The following is a 19,825-nucleotide window of genomic DNA, read 5'->3' as shown; positions in this document are numbered from 1 at the left end:
CTCGTGATCGCGGCACGCGCATCCGGATCCTCGCGGATCGCTGCGACGAGCGACGCCGCGACCGCGGTGCGCGACGCCGCCCGCGCTCTCGCCGGCCTCGAGATCGCTCGCGTGACAGCGTTCCGGCCCGCGGGGCACGATGCGCAGCATGTCTCGGACGCCGGCGCCATCGCGCTGCTCCGCGCTGCGCTGACCGAGGCCGGGGTGACCGTGCCGATCGTCGGCGGCGCGCGCAGCCATTTCACGGAACTGAACCGTGAGCACCACCGGCTTCCCGCAGAGCTCGACGGCGTGGTGTTCAGCCTCACACCCACGTTCCATGCGTTCGAGACCCTGCAGGTCGAGCAATCGATCGCCATGCAGCGCCTCGTCGCCGAGCAGGCCGTGCGCATCGCCGGCGGCGCACCCGTGCACGTCGGGCCGATCACGCTGCGCGCGCACGTGAACAACGTCGCCACTGCTGCTCCCGCGCGGCCGTCGGTCGCCGATCTGTCGGACGGCTACGGTCCCGAACTGCTCGATGCCGACGACCCGCGCCAGACCGACCCGGAGCTCGCCGCGTGGGTGATCGCATCCGCGACGGCTCTCTCCGTCCCCGGAGTGGCGACGGTCAGCTTCTTCGAGGAGTGGGGGCCGCGCGGCATCCGCACGGCGTCCGGTGACGACCTGCCTGCGGCCGAGGCCATCCGGGCGCTCGCCGCCCTCAACGGAGCCGCGCTCCAGACCGCTCACACCTCGGACGAACGCATCTGGGCGCTCCGCGCCGGCGACACGACGCTGGCGGCGAGCCTGTCCGATGCCGCGCGCATGGTCGTCATCGACGGTCGTGCGGTCACGCTCGATCCGCGCGCGTGGCGGCGACTGTGATGCGGCCTCCGGTGCCGCGGAGAGATCGGTGCTGCGGCGATCACATCCGTGCGTCATCCGAAGCGCGTACGCTCTGACTCGTCGCTAGGCTGTCGCCATGGCAGACGCACACGCTTTCTTCTCCGCCAAGCTCGAGCACGAGACCGACCCGAGCGACGTCTATGCCTCGCAGAAGGCCGGCGAGAAGCTCACCGTCGTCGACGTGCGATCCGAAGAGGCGTGGGCGCAGGGCCGCGTCGCCGGCGCCGTGCACATGCCGTACGCCGAGATCGCCCGGCGTGCGCCCGCCGAACTCCCGTCTGACGCGAACGTCGTGGTCTACTGCTGGAGCCCCGGATGCAACGCGGGGGCGAAGGGAGCACTCGCGTTCGCGGAACTGGGCTACCGGGTCCGCGAGATGATCGGCGGGTTCGAGTACTGGGCGCGCGAAGGGCTCCCGGTCGAGGACGCAGACGGGGTGCACCGTCGCCCCATCGATCCGCTCACGGGCGTTCCGCGCATCCGGACCCGCGCCTGAGCAGCGCGCCCCGTCCCGAGCGCACCGCGGCCGCTCGCGAGATGCGCACTTCTTCGACGAGAACACGTCGAAACCGGCGCATCTCGACGAAACGTGCGCATCTCGGCAGCGGGGCGCGGGGCGTTCAGCCGTAGAAGAGGCGCTCGAAGGAGTAGCGGGCGCGGCGGGAGGATCTGGCCCAGTCCTCTTCGAGTTCGACCGCTGACCCCGGCGGATACTCGAGGATGCGGCCGATGCCGTCGAGATCACGGGTATCCGTCGGCAGCACGTCGCTCGTCCGGCCCGTCAGCAGCGTGTTCGCCGAGCGCAGCCGGGTCGCCAGCTGCCACGCTTCGCGGAACCGCTCGGCCGCGTCGGCATCGACCAGCCCGACTTCCTCTGCCGCCGCCAGGGCATCGAGTGTGGACGTCGTACGCAGGCCAGGCACCCGGTGGGCGTGCTGCAGCTGCATCAGCTGCACCAGCCACTCGACGTCGCTGAGGCCGCCCGGCCCGAGCTTGAGGTGACGCTTCGGGTCCACGCCGCGCGGCAGTCTCTCCCCCTCGACACGCGCCTTGATCACTCGGATCTCGCGCAGCCCCTGCTCCGAGGGATGCTCCGGGTAGCGCACCTCATCGGCCATCGCCATGAACGCATCGATCAGCTTCGTCGACCCGGCGATTCCCCGCGCCCGCAGCAGTGCCTGAGCCTCCCACGACAGCGACCAGCGCGCGTAGTACGCGCGATACGCTTCGAGGCTGCGCACGATCGGGCCCTTCTTGCCCTCAGGGCGCAGGTCGGCGTCGAGCTCCAGCGGCACGCGCGCGTCCTCGACGACCCGCCGGAACTCCGCGACGATCCTCTCAGCGAGCTTCTGCGCGGTCTCGGGCGCAACGGACTCCGGGCGGTACACGTACAGGATGTCCGCGTCGCTGCCGAAGCCGATCTCCGCGCCGCCGAGCCGACCCATGCCGACGATCGCAAAATCGAGATCCTGCGCCTCCTCCGGAACGACCTCCCGGAAGACCGCGCGCAGAGTCGCCTGGATGGTCGCTTCGGTGATCCGTGCCAGCGCCGTGGACAGTTCGGGCATCGAGATGAGTCCGAGCATCGACGCCATCGCCGCGCGCAGCAGCTCTCGACGCCGCATCGCCCGGACGGCCTTCATCGCCGACTCGATCGTGGTGTGGCGCGCCTGAATGGCCCGGGCCTCGCCGTCGATCTGCTCGGTCGAGCGCGGTCGCAGCTTCTGCTCGCTCTCGAGCCACCCCACCGATTCGGGGATCATCTCCATCAGGTCGCCGACGAACTTCGACCCAGACAGCAGCTTGGTCAGTCCCTCTGCCGCACCGGCGGAGTCGCGGAGCATCCGGAGGAACCAGCTCGTCGTGCCGATCCCCTCACTGATCTTGCGGAAGGTGAGCAGGCCGTAGTCCGGATCGACGCCGTCGGCGAACCAGCGCAGCATCACCGGGGCGAGATGGCGCAGGATCTGTGCTTTGCGGCTCATGCCGCGGGTGAGCGCCTGCAGGTGCCGCAGCGAACCATCCGGATCGCCGAAGCCGATCGCCGCGAGGCGCGCCCGCGCCGATGTCGTCGACAACCGCACCTCTTCGTCGCCGAGCGCGGCGACCGCGCCGAGCAGCGGCCGGTAGAAGATGCGCACGTGGATGTCGCGCACCTCGCGGCGCACGCGACTCCATTCCGTCGTCAGCTCACCGGCCGAGCCCAGCCCCGAGGCACGGGCGAGGACGCGCATGCCCTCCTCGTCGTCGGGCATGAGGTGCGTGCGACTGAGCCCCTGCAGCTGCAGGCGATGCTCCCACAGCCGCAGTCTGCGGTAATCGGCGTCGAACTGCGCTGCGTCCTGGCGACTGATGTACGCCTCCCGAGCCAACGCGTCGAGCGCCTGCAGTGTGCCGCGCAGCCGAATCGCCTCGTCGGTGCGGCCGTGCACCAACTGCAGCAGCTGCACCGCGAACTCGATGTCGCGCAGACCGCCCGCACCGAGCTTGAGCTGTCGATCCATCTCCTCGTCTGGGATGTGCTCCTCGACGCGCTGCCGCATCCGCTGCACGCCGCCGACGAAGCCGTCGCGCCCCGCGCTCTCCCACACGTGCGGCCAGATCGCTTCGGCGTACGCGTCGCCGAGTGCCGCGTCGCCGGCGATCGGGCGCGCCTTCAGCAGCGCCTGGAACTCCCAGTTCTCGGCCCATCGGTCGTAGTAGGCGATGTGCGAGGCGAGGGTGCGCACCAGCGCGCCCTTCTTCCCCTCGGGACGCAGGTTGGCATCGACCTCCCACAGCGGCGGCTCGATCTCGAAGCCCGAGATGCCGCGAATGGTCTGTCTGGCGAGCCTGGTGGCGATGTCGAGCATATGCGATTCTGCGATCTCGCTGCCCTCTGCCTGGTCGGCGACGAAGATCACGTCGACGTCGCTGACATAGTTCAGTTCGCGCGCCCCGGCCTTCCCCATGCCGATGACGGCGAACCGCGTCGCATCGACCTCCTCGCGAGAGAATCGGCCGACGCCTGCAGTACCAGAAGCGAGCTGGGCCCGTGCGATCGCCAGCGATGCGTCCAGCGCAGCGGATGCGAGATCCGCCAGTGCGGCGGCGACGTCGTCGAGCACTTCGATCGGGTCGTCGACGAGCAGGTCGTACGCCGCGATGCGGGCGAGCTGCTCGCGATACGCCACGCGCATCGACACCCACGCGCCCTCGTCGCATTCGGCGGCGAAGCCGTCCGGTGCACCTCCGACGGCCGCCGCCAGCGCGTCGTGCATCTCCTGCGGAGTCGGCAGCGCTTCCCCCGCCGTCAGCAGGCCGCCCAGGCTGCGCGGCCTGCGGAGATAGAATTCTCCGAATCCCCGCGATGCCCCGAGCAGCCGCCACGCGACGCGACTGCCGTGCGCGTCGGCGAGCACTCGCGCCACGGCGTCGCCGTCGTTGCGCGCCACCCACGTCAGCGACCGCAGCGCTTCGTTGGGGTCAGCGGCCTCGATGCTGGCCTCGACCAGCTCCTCACGAGACGAACCGGTCCGTTCGACGAGTTCGTCGAGCATCGCAAGCACCTCGTCGATGCGGGCGAAGCCGAGCCGAATGAGCCGCGTGTGCTGGTTGACCCGATCCTTGCCGACCATCATCGATGCCTCAGACGATGTTCATCTGGGTCTTCAGCTCGAAGGGCGTGATCTGCTGCCGGTAACGCTGGTACTCTTCCCGCTTGTTCGCCAGCACGTAGCTGAAGACGGTCTCGCCCAGTGTTTCGGCGACGAGCTCGCTGTCCTCCATCGCGGCGACGGCCTCGTCGAGCGACTGCGGCAGCGCCTTGTACCCGAGGGCGCGGCGCTCGCGCTCATTGAGGGCCCACACGTTGTCCGCCGCCTCTGCCGGAAGCTCGTACTCCTCCTGGATGCCCTTCAGCCCGGCAGCGAGCATCAGCGCGTATGCCAGGTACGGGTTCGCTGCGGCGTCGATGCCGCGGTGCTCGATGCGCGCCGAGCTGCCCTTGCCCGGCTTGTACCGGGGCACTCGCATCAGGGCCGAGCGGTTCAGGTGCCCCCACGTGACATAGCTGGGCGCCTCATCGCCGCCCCACAGCCGCTTGTAGGAGTTCGTGAACTGATTCGTCACACCGGCGATCTCGCGGGCGTGCATCATCAGCCCCGCGATGAACTGACGCCCCACGTTGGACAGCTGGTACTCGCCGCCCTCCTCGTAGAACGCGTTCACATCGCCCTCGAACAGCGACATGTGCGTGTGCATGCCGGAACCGGGATGTTCGGAGAACGGCTTCGGCATGAACGTCGCGTGCACGCCCTGCTCGATCGCGACCTCCTTGACGACCGTGCGGAACGTCATGATGTTGTCCGCCATCGTCAGCGCGTCGGCGTAGCGCAGGTCGATCTCGTTCTGGCCGGGCCCGCCCTCGTGATGCGAGTACTCGACGGAGATGCCCAGGTCCTCGAGCATCCGGACCGAGCTGCGACGGAAGTCGTGGGCCGTGCCGCCCGGCACGTTGTCGAAGTAGCCTGCCGCGTCGACGGGGATGGGGCCGTCGTCGCCGAACGTGCGCGACTTCAGCAGATAGAACTCGATCTCCGGATGCGTGTAGAAGCTGAAGCCCGCATCCGCCGCGTTCTCCAGGGAGCGCTTCAGCACGTTGCGCGGATCCGATACGGCCGGCTGTCCGTCCGGCGTGCGCAGTTCGCAGAACATGCCAGCGGCCGGGTCGACGGTGCCGCGCCACGGCAGCACCTGGAACGTCGACGGCTCCGGATGGGCGAGCAGGTCGGACTCGTGCGAACGCGTCAGCCCCTCGATCGCCGAACCGTCGAAGCCGATCCCCTCGGTGAACGCGCCCTCCACCTCGGCCGGCGCGATCGAGACCGATTTCAGCGTGCCGATCACATCGGTGAACCACAGGCGCACGAACTTGACGCCGCGCTCCTCGATGGTGCGCAGAACGAAGTCCATCTGTTTGTCCATCTGGGTCCCCTCGGGCCGAAGCGTGTACGTCGCACTCAGCCTATGACATGCACATTGCGCGCCGGTTACGCGCGCGGTCCAGGATGGAGCGCTGGCCTCGCCCGTGCGGGCGCAGCGGCGCCGAGACGATCGACTCGCCCTACCTCCAGGGGTCCTCGCGCTCCTCTTCCTCCGCCCACTCCCTGCTGCGCTCAGCGACCTTCTCGCGCGCGTGCGACGCCTCGTACTCGGTGTCGAACGGACCGATCCGGTACACCGCGGCGGAGAGCTTGCCGAACTCGACGGAGTTCGTCTTGGTGTTGAACCAGTACTTCTCGTCGGACAGCTCCGACCGGATGTCATCGCTCATGGCTTCAGCGTACGTCACGCCGTCGTCTGCGGTACGGGCTTCCTGAGCCGTGCGTGCAGTCCGGCCAGCACGAGCGCCGCGAGCGCGCCCCACGCGATGAGCACCGACAGCCACGGCCCGAGCGTCACGGCGGGGGTGAGCCCGGTGCGCAGCTCGACGTCGTCGACCATCGCACCTGCCTCGTCGGTGCCGATCGCGTCAGTCGTCGTGCCGTCGGGAGCGATGATCTGGCTCGTGCCGACCGTGGAGAGGTTCACGACGGTTCTGCCCGTTTCGATCGCCCGCATCCTCGCGAACACGAGCTGCTGCAGGTTCTCGTCGGTGCCCCTGAAGTCGGCGTTGTTGGTCTGGAGCATATAGACCTGCGCACCGTCGACGACCGCCTCACGGATCAGCGCGTCGCTGATCACGTCGAAGCAGATCGCCAGGCCGATCTTCGTCCCCGCGACGTCGAACACCGGCGCGTCGGCTCCCGGCGTGTACTCGCGCTGCAGCAGGCCGATCAGGGAGGGGGCGATGCTCTCGAAGATCTCCCGATCAGGCACATACTCGCCGAAAGGAACGGGGTTCCGTTTGGAATGCGTCTGCGTCGCACCGCCTTGCTCCCACAGCATCGACATGTTGTAGATGTCGTCCCCGGATGAGCTGGCCGCGTTCATGATGAGCGGAGCGCCGTACAGCGCTGTCGCGCCGTCGAGCAGCGCAGCCGCCTGACCGTCGGAGCGGGGGTCGCCGCCGAGGCCGCCCTCCGGCCAGAGGACGACGTCGACGTCCTGGTCGTACACGTCATCAGAGGCGTCGAGCTGCGCGCGCCCCGCATCGAGGTAGTCGCGCTCGTCGAGATAGGCCGTAGGGCCGTTGCCCTGCACGGCGCCGACCGCGAGCGTTCCCGCCGGCGTCGTTGGGAACTGAGGCAGGAGCACCAGGAGCACCGCGAGCGCAACCGCTGGCACGGGCGCGAGCCACCCGCGCGGTGATGCCGCGCCAGCGACTCGATGCCGCGACCGTGCACGCACGAGCTCGACGAGCATGGCGCACAGCCAGACGATGAGAAAGGTCAGTCCGGCGATCCCCACCCACGACGCGACGGGCGCGAGCGGCGAATCCGACTGGCTCATGCCGATCCGGCCCCAGGCGAAGCCACCGTACGGCCACGTCCCCATCACGTTCTCGCGCAGCGTCCAGACTCCGGCGACGAGTGCTGGCACGCCGATGAGCCGCACCCAGCCGGCCCACCGATCCGTCCACCGGTATGCCAGCGCGATGAGGACGGCACCGGCGCCGGTGAAGACGCTCTGCAGGCCGGCCAGTGCGACCCACGGCACCCAGCGCAGCGGGTTGTCGCCGAGGAAGTGGGTGATCCAGTCGATGTGCGGATAGAAGAATGCCGCCCCGAACACGAGCCCGACGAGGAACGCCGACCAGGCACGACGACCGATGAGCGCGACGAGCTGGAGCGCGACCGCGACGAAGGCGAGCGGCCAGACTCCGACGCTGGGGAAGGCCAGATCGAGGGCGAAACCACCAACGGCTGCGACGAGCACAGCCGCCCACAGCGGCAGCGGGGAGCGGAGCGCGGCGTCTCGGCGGGCGGCGCCGGACGTCACCAGCGGCCCCACCTGGCGTTGAGCACGGCGAGGGCGGCGGGACCGGCCGTCGATGTGCGCAGCACGGTCTCACCCAGTCTGACGCCGCGTGCGCCAGCGCCGGTGAGTTCGCCGATCTCTTCCGCGGAGATGCCGCCCTCGGGCCCCACGACGAGGATCACCTCCCCGTCATCCGGAAGTTCCGTCGCCGTGAGCTGGGCGTCGGACCGCGGGTCCAGCAGCAGCATCGTCGCCGTTCCCGCGCGCGAGACCAGCTGCTTCGTGGACACCGGCTCCGACACCTCGGGCAACCACGCGCGGTGCGCCTGTTTGGCCGCCTCCCGAACGATCGACGCCCAGCGCTCCCTGCCCTTGGCGGTCTTCTTGCCCTCCCAACGGGACACGCTGCGCGCGGCCTGCCACGGCACGACCTCGTCGACACCGAGCTCTGTCGCCGCCTGCACCGCCATCTCGTCGCGGTCGCCCTTGGCGAGCGCCTGAACCAGCACGAGCCGGGGGTTCGGCGCTTCGGTGTCTGTGCGGGTGCTCACCCGCACCGACACCGACGCAGGGTCAGCGCTCTCGATCGTGCCGTCGATCCACACGCCGCGTCCGTCGGTGATCGTGATCTGCTCGCCGGCGCGCACCCGCCGCACCGCTGCGGCGTGGTGCGCTTCGGCGCCGGTCAACTCGACGATCCCGCCCGCATGCGCGGTGCCCGCGGCATCCGCGACGAAATGAAGTGCCATGGTGTCTGTCTAGTGGCGGAACTTATCGCGCAGCTTGGAGAACAGGCCGGGGCTGTGCTCGGACAGCTTGGGGCCGTCCGGCTTGCCTCTGGTGGCGAACTCCTCGATGAGGGCGCGCTGCTTCGCGTCGAGCTTGGTCGGGGTGACCACCCGTACCGCGACCCGCAGGTCGCCACGGCTCTTGGAGCGCAGCCCTGTGATGCCGCGGCCGGCGATCTTCAGCTCATCGCCCGACTGCACGCCGGGGCGCACCTCGAGGTCGACGGCCCCGTCGAGTCCGTCGATGGAGGTCGTCGTACCCAGGATCGCGTCGGTCATCGCCACGTCGAGGGTCGCCATCAGGTCGTCGCCCTCCCTGCTGAACGACGGGTGGGGCGCCACCTCGACCTGCAGGTAGAGGTCGCCGTTGGGGCCGCCGCCTTCGCCGATCTCGCCGGAGCCCGGCATCTGCAGGCGCAGCCCCGTCTCGACTCCTGCCGGAACGTCGACCGACACGGTGCGCCGCGCGCGCACACGACCGTGACCGCCGCAGTTGACGCACGGGGACGGAATCGTCGTGCCGTATCCCTGGCAGGAGCCGCACGGCTGCGTCGTCACCATGTTGCCGAGCAGGCTGCGCACCTGCGTGCGCACATGACCAGAGCCGCCGCACACATCGCAGCGCTCCGGCTGGGTGCCCGGCTGGCAGCAGCTGCCGTTGCAGGTTTCGCAGAGCACGGCCGTGTCGATCTCGATGTCGCGGTGCACGCCGAAGACGACGTCGCCGAGGTCGAGCCTGACGTGCACGAGGGCGTCCTCGCCGCGCTCCCTGCGCTCGCGGGGGCGCCCGCCGCCTCGGCCGCCGGCACCGCCGCCGCCGAAGAACGTCTCGAAGATGTCGCCGAAGCCGCCGAAGCCGCCCGCGCCTCCGAACGGGTTCTCGTCCCCGCCCATGTCGTAGCGGCGCCGCTGCTCGGCATCGCTCAGCACGTCGTACGCGTGGGTGACGCTCTTGAACTCCTCTGCCGCCTCCGGGCTGGGGTTCACATCCGGATGCAGCTTGCGCGCCAGCTTTCGGTACGCCTTCTTGATCTCCTCGTCGCTCGCCTCACGCGAGACGCCCAGAACGTCGTAGTGGTCAGCCACTCGTCACCCTTCCTCAGCCCGATCCGGGCTCAGTCGTTGCCTTCAGCGCGCCGTATCAGCGCTTGCCGTCTTCTTCCAGCACGCGGGTCAGGTACCGCGCGACGGCACGCGCCGCCGAAAGATTGCTGGGATAGTCCATCCGGGTCGGCCCCATCACGCCGACGCGCGCCGAGCCGACCTGCGCGTCATAGCGGCTGGTGATGATCGAGGCCTCACCGAGCCCGAACGCGTCGTTCTCGCGCCCGATCGATGCGGAGAGCCCGTCCTCGCCGGTCTGCATCTCCGACATCAGCCGCAGCAGCGTCACCTGCTCTTCGATCGCCTCGAGGAGCGGGTGGATGCTGCCGCGGAAGTCCTGTTCGCGTTTGGCGAGCGTCGCCGCCCCCGCCATCACCAGACGATTCTGACGGAACTCGTCGAGCTCCTCGCCGATGACGCCCGCAAGCGCCACAAGGCTGCCCGCGACCAGATCGCGGGAGTCGAACGGGGTCTCCTGCAGCGCTCTGATTCTCTCCGCGCCCTCGCCGACGGCGCGGCCGCTCACCAGAGTGCCCAGCTGGGCGCGCAGCAGGGCGACGTCCTCCTCGGCGATGTCGGCGGGCACCGTCGCGATGCGCTGAGAGACCCTGCCCGTGTCGGTGACCAGAATCACCAGCAGGCGACGCTCGTCGAGCGAGACGAGCTCCACGTGCGTCACGTGCGCGCGAGAGAACGAGGGGTACTGCACGAGGGCGACCTGACCGGTCAGCTGTGTGAGCAGACGCACCGTGCGTGCCAGCAGGTCGTCCAGGTCGTGCGGATCGGCGAGGAACGCGGTGATCGCCGTCCGCTGCGCCGGAGTCAGCGGACGGATCTCGGCGAGATGATCGACGAACAGGCGGTAGCCCTTGTCGGTCGGGACGCGCCCTGATGACGTGTGCGGCGCGACGATGAGGTCTTCCTCCTCGAGCAGCGCCATATCGTTGCGGATCGTCGCCGCCGAGACGTCGAACGCGTGCCGATCGACGATCGACCTGCTCCCGACCGGCTCGTGCGTGTCGACGTAGTCCTGCACGATCGCCCGGAGCACCTGCAGTCCTCGCTCAGAGACCATGGCACCTCCCGCGTTTGCACTCGCCCCGTCTGACTGCCAATCCTACCGCGTCCCCCGACCGGCATGCCTCGCTGCCGAGATGCGCACTTTTGCGACAGAATCACGTCCAAACCGGCGCATCTCGACGAGAAGTGCGCATCTCGGCAGCTGTGTGTTCAGGCGGTGAGGGCGCGGACGACGGCGTCGGCGAGGAGGCGGCCGCGCAGAGTGAGGACGAGGCGGCCGCGGATGGCGGCAGAGGGCTCGACGAGGCCGTCGGCGATGAGGCCGGCAACGGCTTGGCGGGCATCGGCGGGGAGCTTTGACAAGTCGAGGCCGTCGCGGATGCGGCTCTCGAGGAGCACAGACTCGAGCAGACGCGCCTCCGCGTCGGGGCGCTCGGTGCCGACAGCGGGAGACTCCCCGGTCGCGAGCCGCTGCGCATACGCGGCCGGATGCTTCGCGTTCCACCAGCGCAGACCGGCGACGTGGCTGTGCGCCCCCGGACCGAACCCCCACCAGTCCTGATTCCGCCAGTACGCCAGGTTGTGGCGCGAGCGGTGCTCTGTGCCCTTCGACCAGTTCGACACCTCGTACCAGTCGTAGCCGGCGCCGGCGAGCGCCGCGTCGGCGAGCTCGTACATGTCGGCCTGCAGGTCGTCATCCGGAGCGGGCACCTCGCCGCGGCTGATCTGCCGATGCAGCTTCGTGCCCTCCTCGATGATCAGCGCGTACGCCGAGATGTGCTCGGGTTCGAGGGCGATCGCCGTCTCCAGCGACGCCCGCCAGTCGGCGAGGCCCTCACCCGGCGCGCCGTAGATCAGGTCGACGCTGACGTCGAGTCCGTGCGCACGCCCGGCCTCGACGGCGCGGGCCACGTTCTCGGGAGTGTGGGTGCGATCGAGCGAGCGCAGCACATGCGGCACCGATGACTGCATGCCGATCGACATCCGGTTCACGCCGGCCTCGGCGAGCCGGCTCACGACGGCGTCCGTCACCGTGTCGGGGTTCGCCTCGACCGTGATCTCCGCACCGTCGGCGAGCCCGAAGGCTTCGCGCACTCCGTTCAGCATCCGCGCCAGATCCCCCGCGGGGAGCAGCGTCGGCGTGCCCCCGCCGAAGAACACCGTGCTGGCGGGGCGCAGGGCACCGCGCGCGCCGAGCACGTTCACGGCGAGGTCGATCTCGCGCAGCACCTCGTCCGCGTACTGATCCTGGCGCGCGCCGCGCAGCTCGGTCGCCGTGTACGTGTTGAAGTCGCAGTATCCGCAGCGCACGCGGCAGAACGGAACGTGCAGGTACGCGCCGAAGTCGGCCTCGCCATCGATCCGGATGTCCTCCGGAAGGGCGCCGTCTGCCGGTGCGGGGTCTCCGAGCGGGAGCGCTGCCCCCATTACGGCGTCTTGTACAGCGGCGATATCGCACGCAGGTAGCGGTCGAACAGTGCGCGCCGACGCGAGCGGACGAGCCCCTTGAACATACGGCCGAAGAGCTTGGTCGGTCGATCGAAGGCGCGCAGCTCCAGCCACACCTCATCATCTTCGCGCCATTCCAGCGCGAACAGCTCCTCACCGCTGACGACGGCACCGCCCACGGTTCCGAGGGCGAACGCGATGCGGCGCCCGCTCTCCGACAGGAAGATCACCCGGTACTCCCCCGTCACGCGCTTGCCCTTCACGCGACCGCGGAGAGTGATGGTCGCGCCGCCTGACACCAGCGGCAGCCCCTCGGCGTCGAAGCGCTGCTCGCCCGCCAGGTCAGCGGGAGCGATGGCGTTGCCCTCGGCGTCGAAGCTCACGCCCGTGTAGGCGGGACCGGCCGCGGGCTTCACCTCGACGACCTGCCCGGCCGCGCGCTGCGCCGCCCATCCCAGCAGAAGCTCGCTCGCGGCGCGGAAGCGATCCTCGCCGCTGCCGATGCGGCGCGACTCCGACGCCGGCAGACTCTGCTCCGGCGGGAACTGCAGCAGATCGTTCGCCTGCGTCGCCCCGACGGCGGCGTAGTCCACGGTTTCGTCTCGGAAGTTGCCCCGGCGCATCCCGTCAGCCTACTTTCCCTTGGTCTCCACGTCTCCCGAGAGCGCCGCGATGAACGCCTCCTGCGGCACCTCGACGCGCCCCACCATCTTCATCCGCTTCTTGCCCTCCTTCTGCTTCTCGAGCAGCTTTCGCTTGCGCGAGATGTCGCCGCCGTAGCACTTGGCGAGGACGTCCTTCCGGATGGCTCGAATGGTCTCCCTGGCGATGATGCGCGCACCGATCGCCGCCTGGATGGGCACTTCGAACTGCTGGCGCGGAATCAGCTTGCGCAGCCGATCCGCCATGAGCGTGCCGTAGGAGTACGCCTTGTCCCTGTGCACGATCGCACTGAACGCGTCGACCCGCTCGCCCTGCAACAGGATGTCGACCTTGACCAGATCAGCATCCTGTCGCCCCTCCGGCTCGTAGTCGAAGCTCGCGTACCCCTGGGTGCGGCTCTTGAGCTGGTCGAAGAAGTCGAACACGATCTCGCCGAGCGGGATGGTGTACTTCAGCTCGACGCGCTCCTCGGAGAGGTAGTCCATGCCCTGCAGGCTGGCACGTCGGGTCTGGCACAGGTCCATCACGGCGCCGACGTAGTCCTTCGGCGTGAGCACGGATGCGCGCACGACCGGTTCGGAGACCGAGTCGATCTTCCCCTCCGGGTACTCGCTCGGGTTCGTCACGGTGATGATGTCGCCGCTCTCCGACTTCACCTCGTAGATCACGCTGGGCGCTGTGGTGATCAGGTCGAGGCCGAACTCGCGCGACAGCCGCTCGGTGACGATCTCGAGGTGCAGCAGCCCGAGGAAACCGCAGCGGAAGCCGAAGCCGAGCGCCACGGACGTCTCCGGCTCGTACGCGAGCGCCGCGTCCGAGAGCTTGAGCTTATCGAGGGCGTCGCGCAGCTCGGGGTAGTCGCCGGCGTCGATCGGATACAGCCCGGAGAACACCATCGGCTTCGGATCCACATAGCCGGGCAGCGCATTCTCGGCGGGCCCGCGATGGGTCGTGACGGTGTCGCCGACCTTCGACTGGCGCACATCCTTGACGCCGGTGATGAGGTAGCCGACCTCACCGAGTGCCAGGCCCTTCGACGGCGCGGGCTCGGGGCTGGAGACGCCGATCTCGAGCAGCTCGTGCTGTGCGCCGGTCGACATCATCTGGATGCGCTCCCGGGGCGACAGACGGCCATCGATCATCCGGATGTAGGTCACCACGCCGCGGTAGGCGTCGTACACCGAGTCGAAGATCATCGCCCTGGCCGGCCCCTCGGCGTCTCCGGACGGAGCGGGGATGTCGCGCACGATGCGGTCGAGAAGCTCCTCGACGCCCTGGCCGGTCTTTCCGGAGACGCGCAGCACGTCCTCTGGGGCGCCGCCGATCAGGTCGGCGAGCTCTTTCGCAAAACGCTCCGGATCGGCCGCGGGCAGGTCGATCTTGTTGAGCACCGGGATGATCACGAGGTCGTTCTCGAGCGCCAGGTAGAGGTTCGCGAGCGTCTGCGCCTCGATGCCCTGCGCCGCATCGACGAGCAGGATGGCTCCCTCGCACGCGGCGAGGGAACGTGAGACCTCGTAGCTGAAGTCGACGTGGCCCGGCGTGTCGATCATGTTGAGGGCGAACGCGTCGCCTTCGCGCTCCCATGGCACGCGCACCGCCTGGCTCTTCACCGTGATGCCGCGCTCGCGCTCGATGTCCATCCGGTCGAGGTACTGCGCGCGCATGTCCCGATCGGCGACGACGCCCGTCAGCTGCAGCATGCGGTCGGCGAGGGTCGACTTGCCGTGATCGATGTGCGCGATGATGCAGAAGTTGCGGATCTGCGACGGCGGAGTCGCTGCGGGCTGGAGCGGCGTGTTGGCGCGAGGAGACATGTTCCGGACAGTCTACCGACGGTCGAGCGGACTTCCCGCGCGAGCGGTCGTGATGCGCCGATGCCTGCGCGTGCGAACCGGCGATTCCTGGTAGCATTGGCCTTTGGCTTGCGTGTGGGGCCACCCACACCTGCCGCCCGGCGCCCCTCTCTCGCTGTGCGGCGACATCCGATCCACTTACGAACGAAGGTCATCCGACACGTGGCAAACATCAAGTCGCAGCTCAAGCGCATCAAGACCAACGAGAAGGCTCGCGACCGCAATCGCATCGTGCGCTCAGAACTGAAGTCGCTCGTCCGCAACACGCGCAAGGCCATCGCCTCCGGCGACAAGGCCGCAGCCGAGGCGGCCTACACGAAGGCTTCCAAGAAGCTGGACAAGGCTGTCAGCAAGGGCGTCATCCACAAGAACCAGGCGGCGAACCGCAAGTCGAAGGTCGCCAAACAGATCGCCGCTCTCTGAGCTGATCCGCGAAACGAAGGGCCCGTCTCCTCAGGGAGACGGGCCCTTCGTCGTCGGCCTCGGCCGCCCCCTCGCGAGATGCCTGGACTTTGTCGAGATGCCGCAGGATCAGTGGCTTTTCGAACCATCTCGCGGCATTTCGCACACTCCTCACGGCCACACATTCACTGACCGCAGGAACCGGAGGAAATGATCGGGCGTGGCGATCTCCTGATTCGTCCACCGGACGAACCTCTCGCTGGAGCGGGCTCGGATCCAGTCTTCCCGCCGCTTCTCGTCGAGCACCACCTGCTCCACTGACCGCCCGGCGCGCAAGCCGCGATCGACGTACTTGCGCGCGCCGTCGAATTCGCCGAGCACACCGGACACCCTGAAGTCCACGGTGTACGCGCGTCCGTTCGGAGCGGCGATCGGCACCTGCAGCTCGACCCGCTCGTAGCCCAGCCGAGCCAGATACATCCGGCTCACGCTCTCTCCAGGGGACTCCGCCCGAGGGTCGGCGAATGCAATCAGCTCACGGGCCTGCTTCACGCCCCGCTTACCTGTTGCCGTCTGGATCAGACGAATGACCTCATCGCGAAACGCATCGGCTCGCTGATGGTCGATGCGCCGATCCGCCCGCAATGCGATCCGTCGCATCGCCGCATCGATGCAGGCGACGGCGGTCTCGGCACGACAGGTGCGCAGCACATCGAACGTCGTTCGGGCAAGCGTGGTCACCAGCAGACCATCGCGCTCGGTCGTCTCGCCGTCCCACAGATCATGGTGGCGTGCGACTCCGGGACTGGTGCCGGAGAGCGTGTCGTTGCCGATCATCACGTGCGGTTTCCCCGGGCTGTGGCGGAACAGCGGCAGACCGTGCAGTGCCGCGGCCGTCGCATGCGAGAACACATGGCGTCCATGCGCATCCCGTTGCGCCGCACGCGCCGCCGCGACTTCTCGTTGCTCCGGATGCGCAGACTCCCAGGTTCTCGCATCGACGAAGTGACCGTTGCGGATCCGGAGGAGCCGCCCTGACCGCAGCGCCTCGCGCAGCGCTCGGTCGCTCAGCCCCGACCGAGTGAGATCAGAACGCGAATGGGTGAGCAGTTCAGACATGCAGTCACCCTGACGCGATGGCCGCGCCGTGACCAGCCCCGGCGGCGGCTGTGGACAGCAATCGCGCGATTCCCCCGCCTGTGAGGGAAACTCTGCGATCTACCACTCACGAAGTGCCACTGAATGGATCAATTGCCTGACCGTTCCGTGGCACCTCGACAAAGCCCAGGCGGTTCGCGAGGGGGCGGGGCCTCAGGTACCGAAGGGGCGGCGGGTGGCGACGACCGTCACCATGCGCTCGAGGGCGAAGATCGGGTCGCGGGAGGCGCCCTTCACCTCGGCGTCGGCGCGGGCGATCGCCTGGATCGCGGCGCCGAGGCTGCGCGGGCTCCAGCCGGTCTGAAGGTCGCGGCGCGCGCGGTCGACCTGCCAGTCCTTCATCCCGACGCGCATCGCGATGTCACGGGAGGACCCGCGCTGCCCCGCGACGCGCGCCATCGTGCGCATCTTCATCGCGAAGGCCGCCACCATCGGCACAGGGTCGGCGCCGGATGCCAGCGCATGCCGCAGCGCGACGAGCGCCTCACCGTACTGGCCGGCGATCGCCGTGGCGGCGACGGTGAACGCGTTCGTCTCGACGCGGCCGCCGTAGTACCTCGCCACGACCTCCGCCGTGATGTCGCCGTCGACATCGGCGAGCAGCTGCTGGCAGGCGCCTGCAAGCTCGGTCAGGTCGTCGGCGAACGCCGAGGTCAGCGCCTGCAGCGCCTTCGGGGCGATCGCGCGCCTGGCCGCCTTGAACTCGCCCGCTGCGAAGTCGTGCCGCTCGGCGTCGCGCTTGATCGCGGGGCAGGGCACCTCCGCTCCCCCACCGACGCCGGATCGGATCGCGTCGAGCAGCTTCTTGCCGCGCACGGTCGCACCGGTGTGGCGAAGCACGAGGGTCGCGCCCTCCTGCGGTGCCTCGATGTACTTCAGCGCTTCGTCGAGGAATGCGTCTGAGCACTTCTCGACTCCCGCGACGCGCACCAGCCTCGGTTCGCCGAACAGCGAAGGCGACGTCACCGCGAGCAGGGTGCCGGCCGTGTAGTCGTCGGCCCGGATGTCGGTGACCTCGACAGACGGATCCTCCGCCTTCAGATAGTCGCGGATCGCCCCGATGCCGCGCTCGGCGCAGACCTCCTCCGGCCCGCTGACCAGAACGATCGGTGCCGGCTGCGGGTTGCGCCACGACTGCTGCGGAATCTTCGTCTTCGCCGACGAGTTTCCGCCCGCACGAGCGGTTCTTCCCCCGGAACGAGCGGACGCGGCTGCCATGCATCCAGCCTACCGGTGGCCACGGACGGAAAACGGCCGCGCTCACTCGCCCCGCTCCCGCCAGACGCGCAGCCCGCCGTCGTCTCGCGCCGCGACCAGCACCAGCCCGGACACGTCGGTGCGGGCGATCGACGCACCGGATGAGCGGAGCACGCCGAGCGTCCGCTCTCGCGGGTGCCCGTAGTCGTTCTCTCCCACCGTGATGATCGCCACAGCCGCGGCGGCCTCGCCGTACAGCCCGGCGAGCTGGTCGGCGCTGCCGTGATGGGCGACCTTCACGACCTCGTACGGCGCGGCCAGCGGTGCGTCTCGCAGCATCGCCGACTGAGAATCCTCCGACGTGTCACCGAGCATCAGTGCGTGGGGCACGCCGCCGCCGGAGATATCGATCACGACACTGGTCTCGTTGCCCGCGTCGAACCCGGCCCCGGCTGCGGGCCACCGCACGAACCAGCGCGCAGCGCCCAGCGCTCCCTCATCTCCTGCGGCCACCTCGGTGTGCGGCGGATCGCCGAGCGCGCGCCACACCGCACCGGAACGATCATCCTCCGGCCCATGCATGACGTGCCCGACCCGACCCTCGAGCGCCTCGGCACCGCCGGTGTGGTCGGCGTCGAAATGCGTGAGCACGAGCAGATCGATGCTCCGGATGCCCAACCTGCTCAGACAGTCCGCCAGCGCATCCGGATCCGGGCCGGTGTCGATCAGCATCGTCTCGTCCTCCGAGCGCACGAGCAGCGCGTCGCCCTGCCCCACATCGCACGCCGCGATCGCCCAGTCGCGCGGCACGGTCAGCGGCCCGACGATCGCACCGGACACCGCTGCCGTTCCGGCGACACCGCCCAGCGCGATCGCGAGCACCCCCGCTGCGACCCGACGGAGCGAGACCCGCACGACGCGCACGCTCCGACCCTGCCCCGACCGCAGCGGCGGTACCGCGATCAGCACCGCGACGCACGCGCCGACGACTGCGAGTGCTGCGAACCCCGCGGCGCCCTCCCACCAGTCGAGTCGTGCGCGCGGGAGCCCCGCAAACGCCTCAGCGGTGTGCGCCACCCACGCCGACGGCAGCCAGGCGATCCACGCCGCGGCCGCGCCGACGCCGGGCACCGATGCGAACAGGCACGCACCCAGCCCCGCCACCGTCGCGATCGGCGCGGCAGGCGCCGCGATGAGGTTCGCCGGCACGCCGTACAGCGGCACCTGCGGCGCGAACAGCACGATGATCGGCCCGCACGCGAGCTGCGCGGCCAGCGGCACGGCGAGAGCAAGGGCGAGCGGTCCCGGCATGAATCGCTCCAGCCCTCTCGCGAGCGGACCGGCGAGCAGCAGCAGCGCACCCGTCGCCGCCACAGACAGCAGGAATCCGAAGTTCAGCGTAAGCCACGGATCGGCGAGCAGGATGCCCGTCACCGCCAGCGACAGCACGGCCACTCCGGCACCCGCTCGGCCGAGCAGCAGCGCGAACATGGCGATGGCCGCCATCGTCGCGGCGCGGATCACGCTCGCCTCCGGAGTGACGAGTGCGACGAAGCCTGCCAGCGCGACGAGCGAGACTACGATCCGGATGCTCCGAACAGCTCCCAGCGCGGCGCATCCCCCGAACGCGAGCGCGACGACCAGTGCGCAGTTCGCTCCGCTCACCGCGGTCAGATGGCTGAGGGATGAGGCCTTCATCGCCTCGTCGAGATCACCGGAGACGAAACGCGTATCGCCGACGGACAGGCCGGGCAGCAGTTCGCCGCCGGGTCCGGGCAATCCGGAAGCGAGCCGAGCGAACGTGTCGCGCATGCCGCTCACCGCACCGAGCACGTGCGGCGGCCCCCGCTCCACGTCGATCGTGTCGGCATAGACGACCGCCACCTCGGCGGATCCGGTCGCCGCGTCCGCACCGCCGGCGACCGTCACCTGCGAGCCGAGGTCCAGTCGGCCGCCGGAGCTCGCATCGGCCGGAGCGAAGACGCGCATCGGAACAGCGACCCGCAGCGCGCCGCTCCCCGCCTCGTCGATCAGCTCGGTCGTCAGCGAGAACATCACGTCATCACCGCGGGGCTGCACCTTCGTCGTCACCACACCCGTGACCTCTGCGCGCCCCGCGTCGACGGCCGAAACGGCTGCGTCGCGCGCCGACTGCGCCATCGCGACGTGCGCGGCTGCGGCGCCTGCCACGGCCGCGGCGACCACGGCAAGTGCGAGCCACCCCCGCGCGGTCGGGCCCGCCCGACCCGGCGTGAACACGACGACCAGCACCAGCACGGCGCAGACCGCCGCCAGCGAGAAGGCGAGAACCGTCGCGATCGTCGGGAGCAGCACGGCAGCGGTCGAAGCAGCCCACGCGGCGATCGCCACCGGCAGCAGCCGCATATCGGCGCGGGACAC

15 protein-coding genes and 1 pseudogene are annotated in these 19,825 nt (G+C 69.5%); 3 read left to right on the top strand and 13 right to left on the bottom strand.

Annotated elements, in window-relative coordinates:
- Together CIK77_RS17635 and CIK77_RS06300 are read left to right on the top strand one after the other, a co-directional pair.
- Nucleotides 1-867, top strand: a pseudogene (locus CIK77_RS17635) (hypothetical protein); the annotation flags it as partial.
- Nucleotides 868-964: 97 nt separating this feature from the next.
- Nucleotides 965-1,384, top strand: a complete 420-nt coding sequence (locus tag CIK77_RS06300) for a rhodanese-like domain-containing protein (protein WP_087053673.1) — start codon at nt 965-967, stop codon at nt 1,382-1,384.
- A gap of 124 nt (nt 1,385-1,508) precedes the next feature.
- On the opposite strand, the gene CIK77_RS06295 is transcribed toward CIK77_RS06300, so the two are convergent.
- The 10 genes from CIK77_RS06295 to lepA form a co-directional block, all read right to left on the bottom strand.
- Nucleotides 1,509-4,505 carry a bifunctional [glutamine synthetase] adenylyltransferase/[glutamine synthetase]-adenylyl-L-tyrosine phosphorylase gene (locus CIK77_RS06295; protein ID WP_087053699.1) on the bottom strand — a complete coding sequence of 999 codons (2,997 nt, stop codon included), beginning with the start codon at nt 4,503-4,505 and terminating at the stop codon, nt 1,509-1,511.
- A gap of 10 nt (nt 4,506-4,515) precedes the next feature.
- Nucleotides 4,516-5,853 carry a glutamine synthetase family protein gene (locus CIK77_RS06290; protein WP_087053672.1) on the bottom strand — a complete coding sequence of 446 codons (1,338 nt, stop codon included), beginning with the start codon at nt 5,851-5,853 and terminating at the stop codon, nt 4,516-4,518.
- A gap of 139 nt (nt 5,854-5,992) precedes the next feature.
- The gene (locus tag CIK77_RS06285; RefSeq protein ID WP_087053698.1) at nt 5,993-6,202 is read right to left on the bottom strand and encodes a hypothetical protein; all 210 of its coding nucleotides are present in this window, start codon (nt 6,200-6,202) and stop codon (nt 5,993-5,995) included.
- A 14-nt stretch (nt 6,203-6,216) separates the two neighbouring features.
- Entirely contained in the window at nt 6,217-7,809 is a 1,593-nt protein-coding gene (gene lnt / locus CIK77_RS06280; RefSeq protein WP_170934019.1) for an apolipoprotein N-acyltransferase, read from the bottom strand.
- Nucleotides 7,806-8,537, bottom strand: a complete 732-nt coding sequence (locus tag CIK77_RS06275) for a 16S rRNA (uracil(1498)-N(3))-methyltransferase (protein ID WP_087053671.1) — start codon at nt 8,535-8,537, stop codon at nt 7,806-7,808. The genes lnt and CIK77_RS06275 overlap by 4 nt, the downstream gene beginning before the upstream one ends.
- Before the next feature lie 9 nt (nt 8,538-8,546).
- The gene (dnaJ, locus tag CIK77_RS06270; protein WP_087053670.1) at nt 8,547-9,662 is read right to left on the bottom strand and encodes a molecular chaperone DnaJ; all 1,116 of its coding nucleotides are present in this window, start codon (nt 9,660-9,662) and stop codon (nt 8,547-8,549) included.
- Between the two features lie 55 nt (nt 9,663-9,717).
- Nucleotides 9,718-10,755 carry a heat-inducible transcriptional repressor HrcA gene (gene hrcA, locus CIK77_RS06265; protein WP_087053669.1) on the bottom strand — a complete coding sequence of 346 codons (1,038 nt, stop codon included), beginning with the start codon at nt 10,753-10,755 and terminating at the stop codon, nt 9,718-9,720.
- A gap of 155 nt (nt 10,756-10,910) precedes the next feature.
- Nucleotides 10,911-12,128, bottom strand: a complete 1,218-nt coding sequence (gene hemW, locus CIK77_RS06260) for a radical SAM family heme chaperone HemW (RefSeq protein ID WP_087053668.1) — start codon at nt 12,126-12,128, stop codon at nt 10,911-10,913.
- Nucleotides 12,128-12,772 (bottom strand): DUF1990 family protein, encoded by a 645-nt coding sequence (locus CIK77_RS06255; RefSeq protein WP_087053667.1) that lies wholly within the window; start codon nt 12,770-12,772, stop codon nt 12,128-12,130. The genes hemW and CIK77_RS06255 overlap by 1 nt, the downstream gene beginning before the upstream one ends.
- Nucleotides 12,773-12,781: 9 nt before the next feature.
- On the bottom strand, nt 12,782-14,629 hold the full coding sequence (lepA, locus tag CIK77_RS06250) for a translation elongation factor 4 (protein WP_087053666.1): 1,848 nt from the start codon (nt 14,627-14,629) through the stop codon (nt 12,782-12,784).
- A 201-nt stretch (nt 14,630-14,830) separates the two neighbouring features.
- Between lepA and rpsT the strand changes: the two genes are divergently transcribed.
- Nucleotides 14,831-15,091, top strand: coding sequence for a 30S ribosomal protein S20 (gene rpsT / locus CIK77_RS06245; RefSeq protein ID WP_087053665.1), 261 nt, complete (start codon nt 14,831-14,833; stop codon nt 15,089-15,091).
- Nucleotides 15,092-15,241: 150 nt separating this feature from the next.
- On the opposite strand, the gene CIK77_RS06240 is transcribed toward rpsT, so the two are convergent.
- The 3 genes from CIK77_RS06240 to CIK77_RS06230 form a co-directional block, all read right to left on the bottom strand.
- Nucleotides 15,242-16,189 (bottom strand): type IV toxin-antitoxin system AbiEi family antitoxin domain-containing protein, encoded by a 948-nt coding sequence (locus tag CIK77_RS06240; protein ID WP_087053664.1) that lies wholly within the window; start codon nt 16,187-16,189, stop codon nt 15,242-15,244.
- Between the two features lie 192 nt (nt 16,190-16,381).
- A complete protein-coding gene (holA, locus tag CIK77_RS06235; RefSeq protein ID WP_181861400.1) occupies nt 16,382-17,446 on the bottom strand; it encodes a DNA polymerase III subunit delta in 1,065 nt (354 codons plus the stop codon).
- A 42-nt stretch (nt 17,447-17,488) separates the two neighbouring features.
- A complete protein-coding gene (locus CIK77_RS06230; protein ID WP_249268456.1) occupies nt 17,489-19,825 on the bottom strand; it encodes a ComEC/Rec2 family competence protein in 2,337 nt (778 codons plus the stop codon).

Origin of the sequence: Microbacterium sp. JB110, from assembly GCF_003335195.1 — a bacterium.
GTDB lineage: Bacteria > Actinomycetota > Actinomycetes > Actinomycetales > Microbacteriaceae > Microbacterium.
Note: the sequence above shows the minus strand (reverse complement) of the source record. Positions and strands in the feature narration are given on the sequence as shown.

What these genes read in the sequence shown, in the direction of transcription:
- CIK77_RS06300 (WP_087053673.1), top strand. Translation starts at nt 965, where the DNA reads ATGGCAGACGCACACGCTTTCTTCTCCGCCAAGCTCGAGCACGAGACC.
- CIK77_RS06295 (WP_087053699.1), bottom strand. Translation starts at nt 4,505, where the DNA reads ATGGTCGGCAAGGATCGGGTCAACCAGCACACGCGGCTCATTCGGCTC.
- CIK77_RS06290 (WP_087053672.1), bottom strand. Translation starts at nt 5,853, where the DNA reads ATGGACAAACAGATGGACTTCGTTCTGCGCACCATCGAGGAGCGCGGC.
- CIK77_RS06285 (WP_087053698.1), bottom strand. Translation starts at nt 6,202, where the DNA reads ATGAGCGATGACATCCGGTCGGAGCTGTCCGACGAGAAGTACTGGTTC.
- CIK77_RS06275 (WP_087053671.1), bottom strand. Translation starts at nt 8,537, where the DNA reads ATGGCACTTCATTTCGTCGCGGATGCCGCGGGCACCGCGCATGCGGGC.
- hrcA (WP_087053669.1), bottom strand. Translation starts at nt 10,755, where the DNA reads ATGGTCTCTGAGCGAGGACTGCAGGTGCTCCGGGCGATCGTGCAGGAC.
- hemW (WP_087053668.1), bottom strand. Translation starts at nt 12,128, where the DNA reads ATGGGGGCAGCGCTCCCGCTCGGAGACCCCGCACCGGCAGACGGCGCC.
- CIK77_RS06255 (WP_087053667.1), bottom strand. Translation starts at nt 12,772, where the DNA reads ATGCGCCGGGGCAACTTCCGAGACGAAACCGTGGACTACGCCGCCGTC.
- lepA (WP_087053666.1), bottom strand. Translation starts at nt 14,629, where the DNA reads ATGTCTCCTCGCGCCAACACGCCGCTCCAGCCCGCAGCGACTCCGCCG.
- CIK77_RS06240 (WP_087053664.1), bottom strand. Translation starts at nt 16,189, where the DNA reads ATGTCTGAACTGCTCACCCATTCGCGTTCTGATCTCACTCGGTCGGGG.
- holA (WP_181861400.1), bottom strand. Translation starts at nt 17,446, where the DNA reads ATGGCAGCCGCGTCCGCTCGTTCCGGGGGAAGAACCGCTCGTGCGGGC.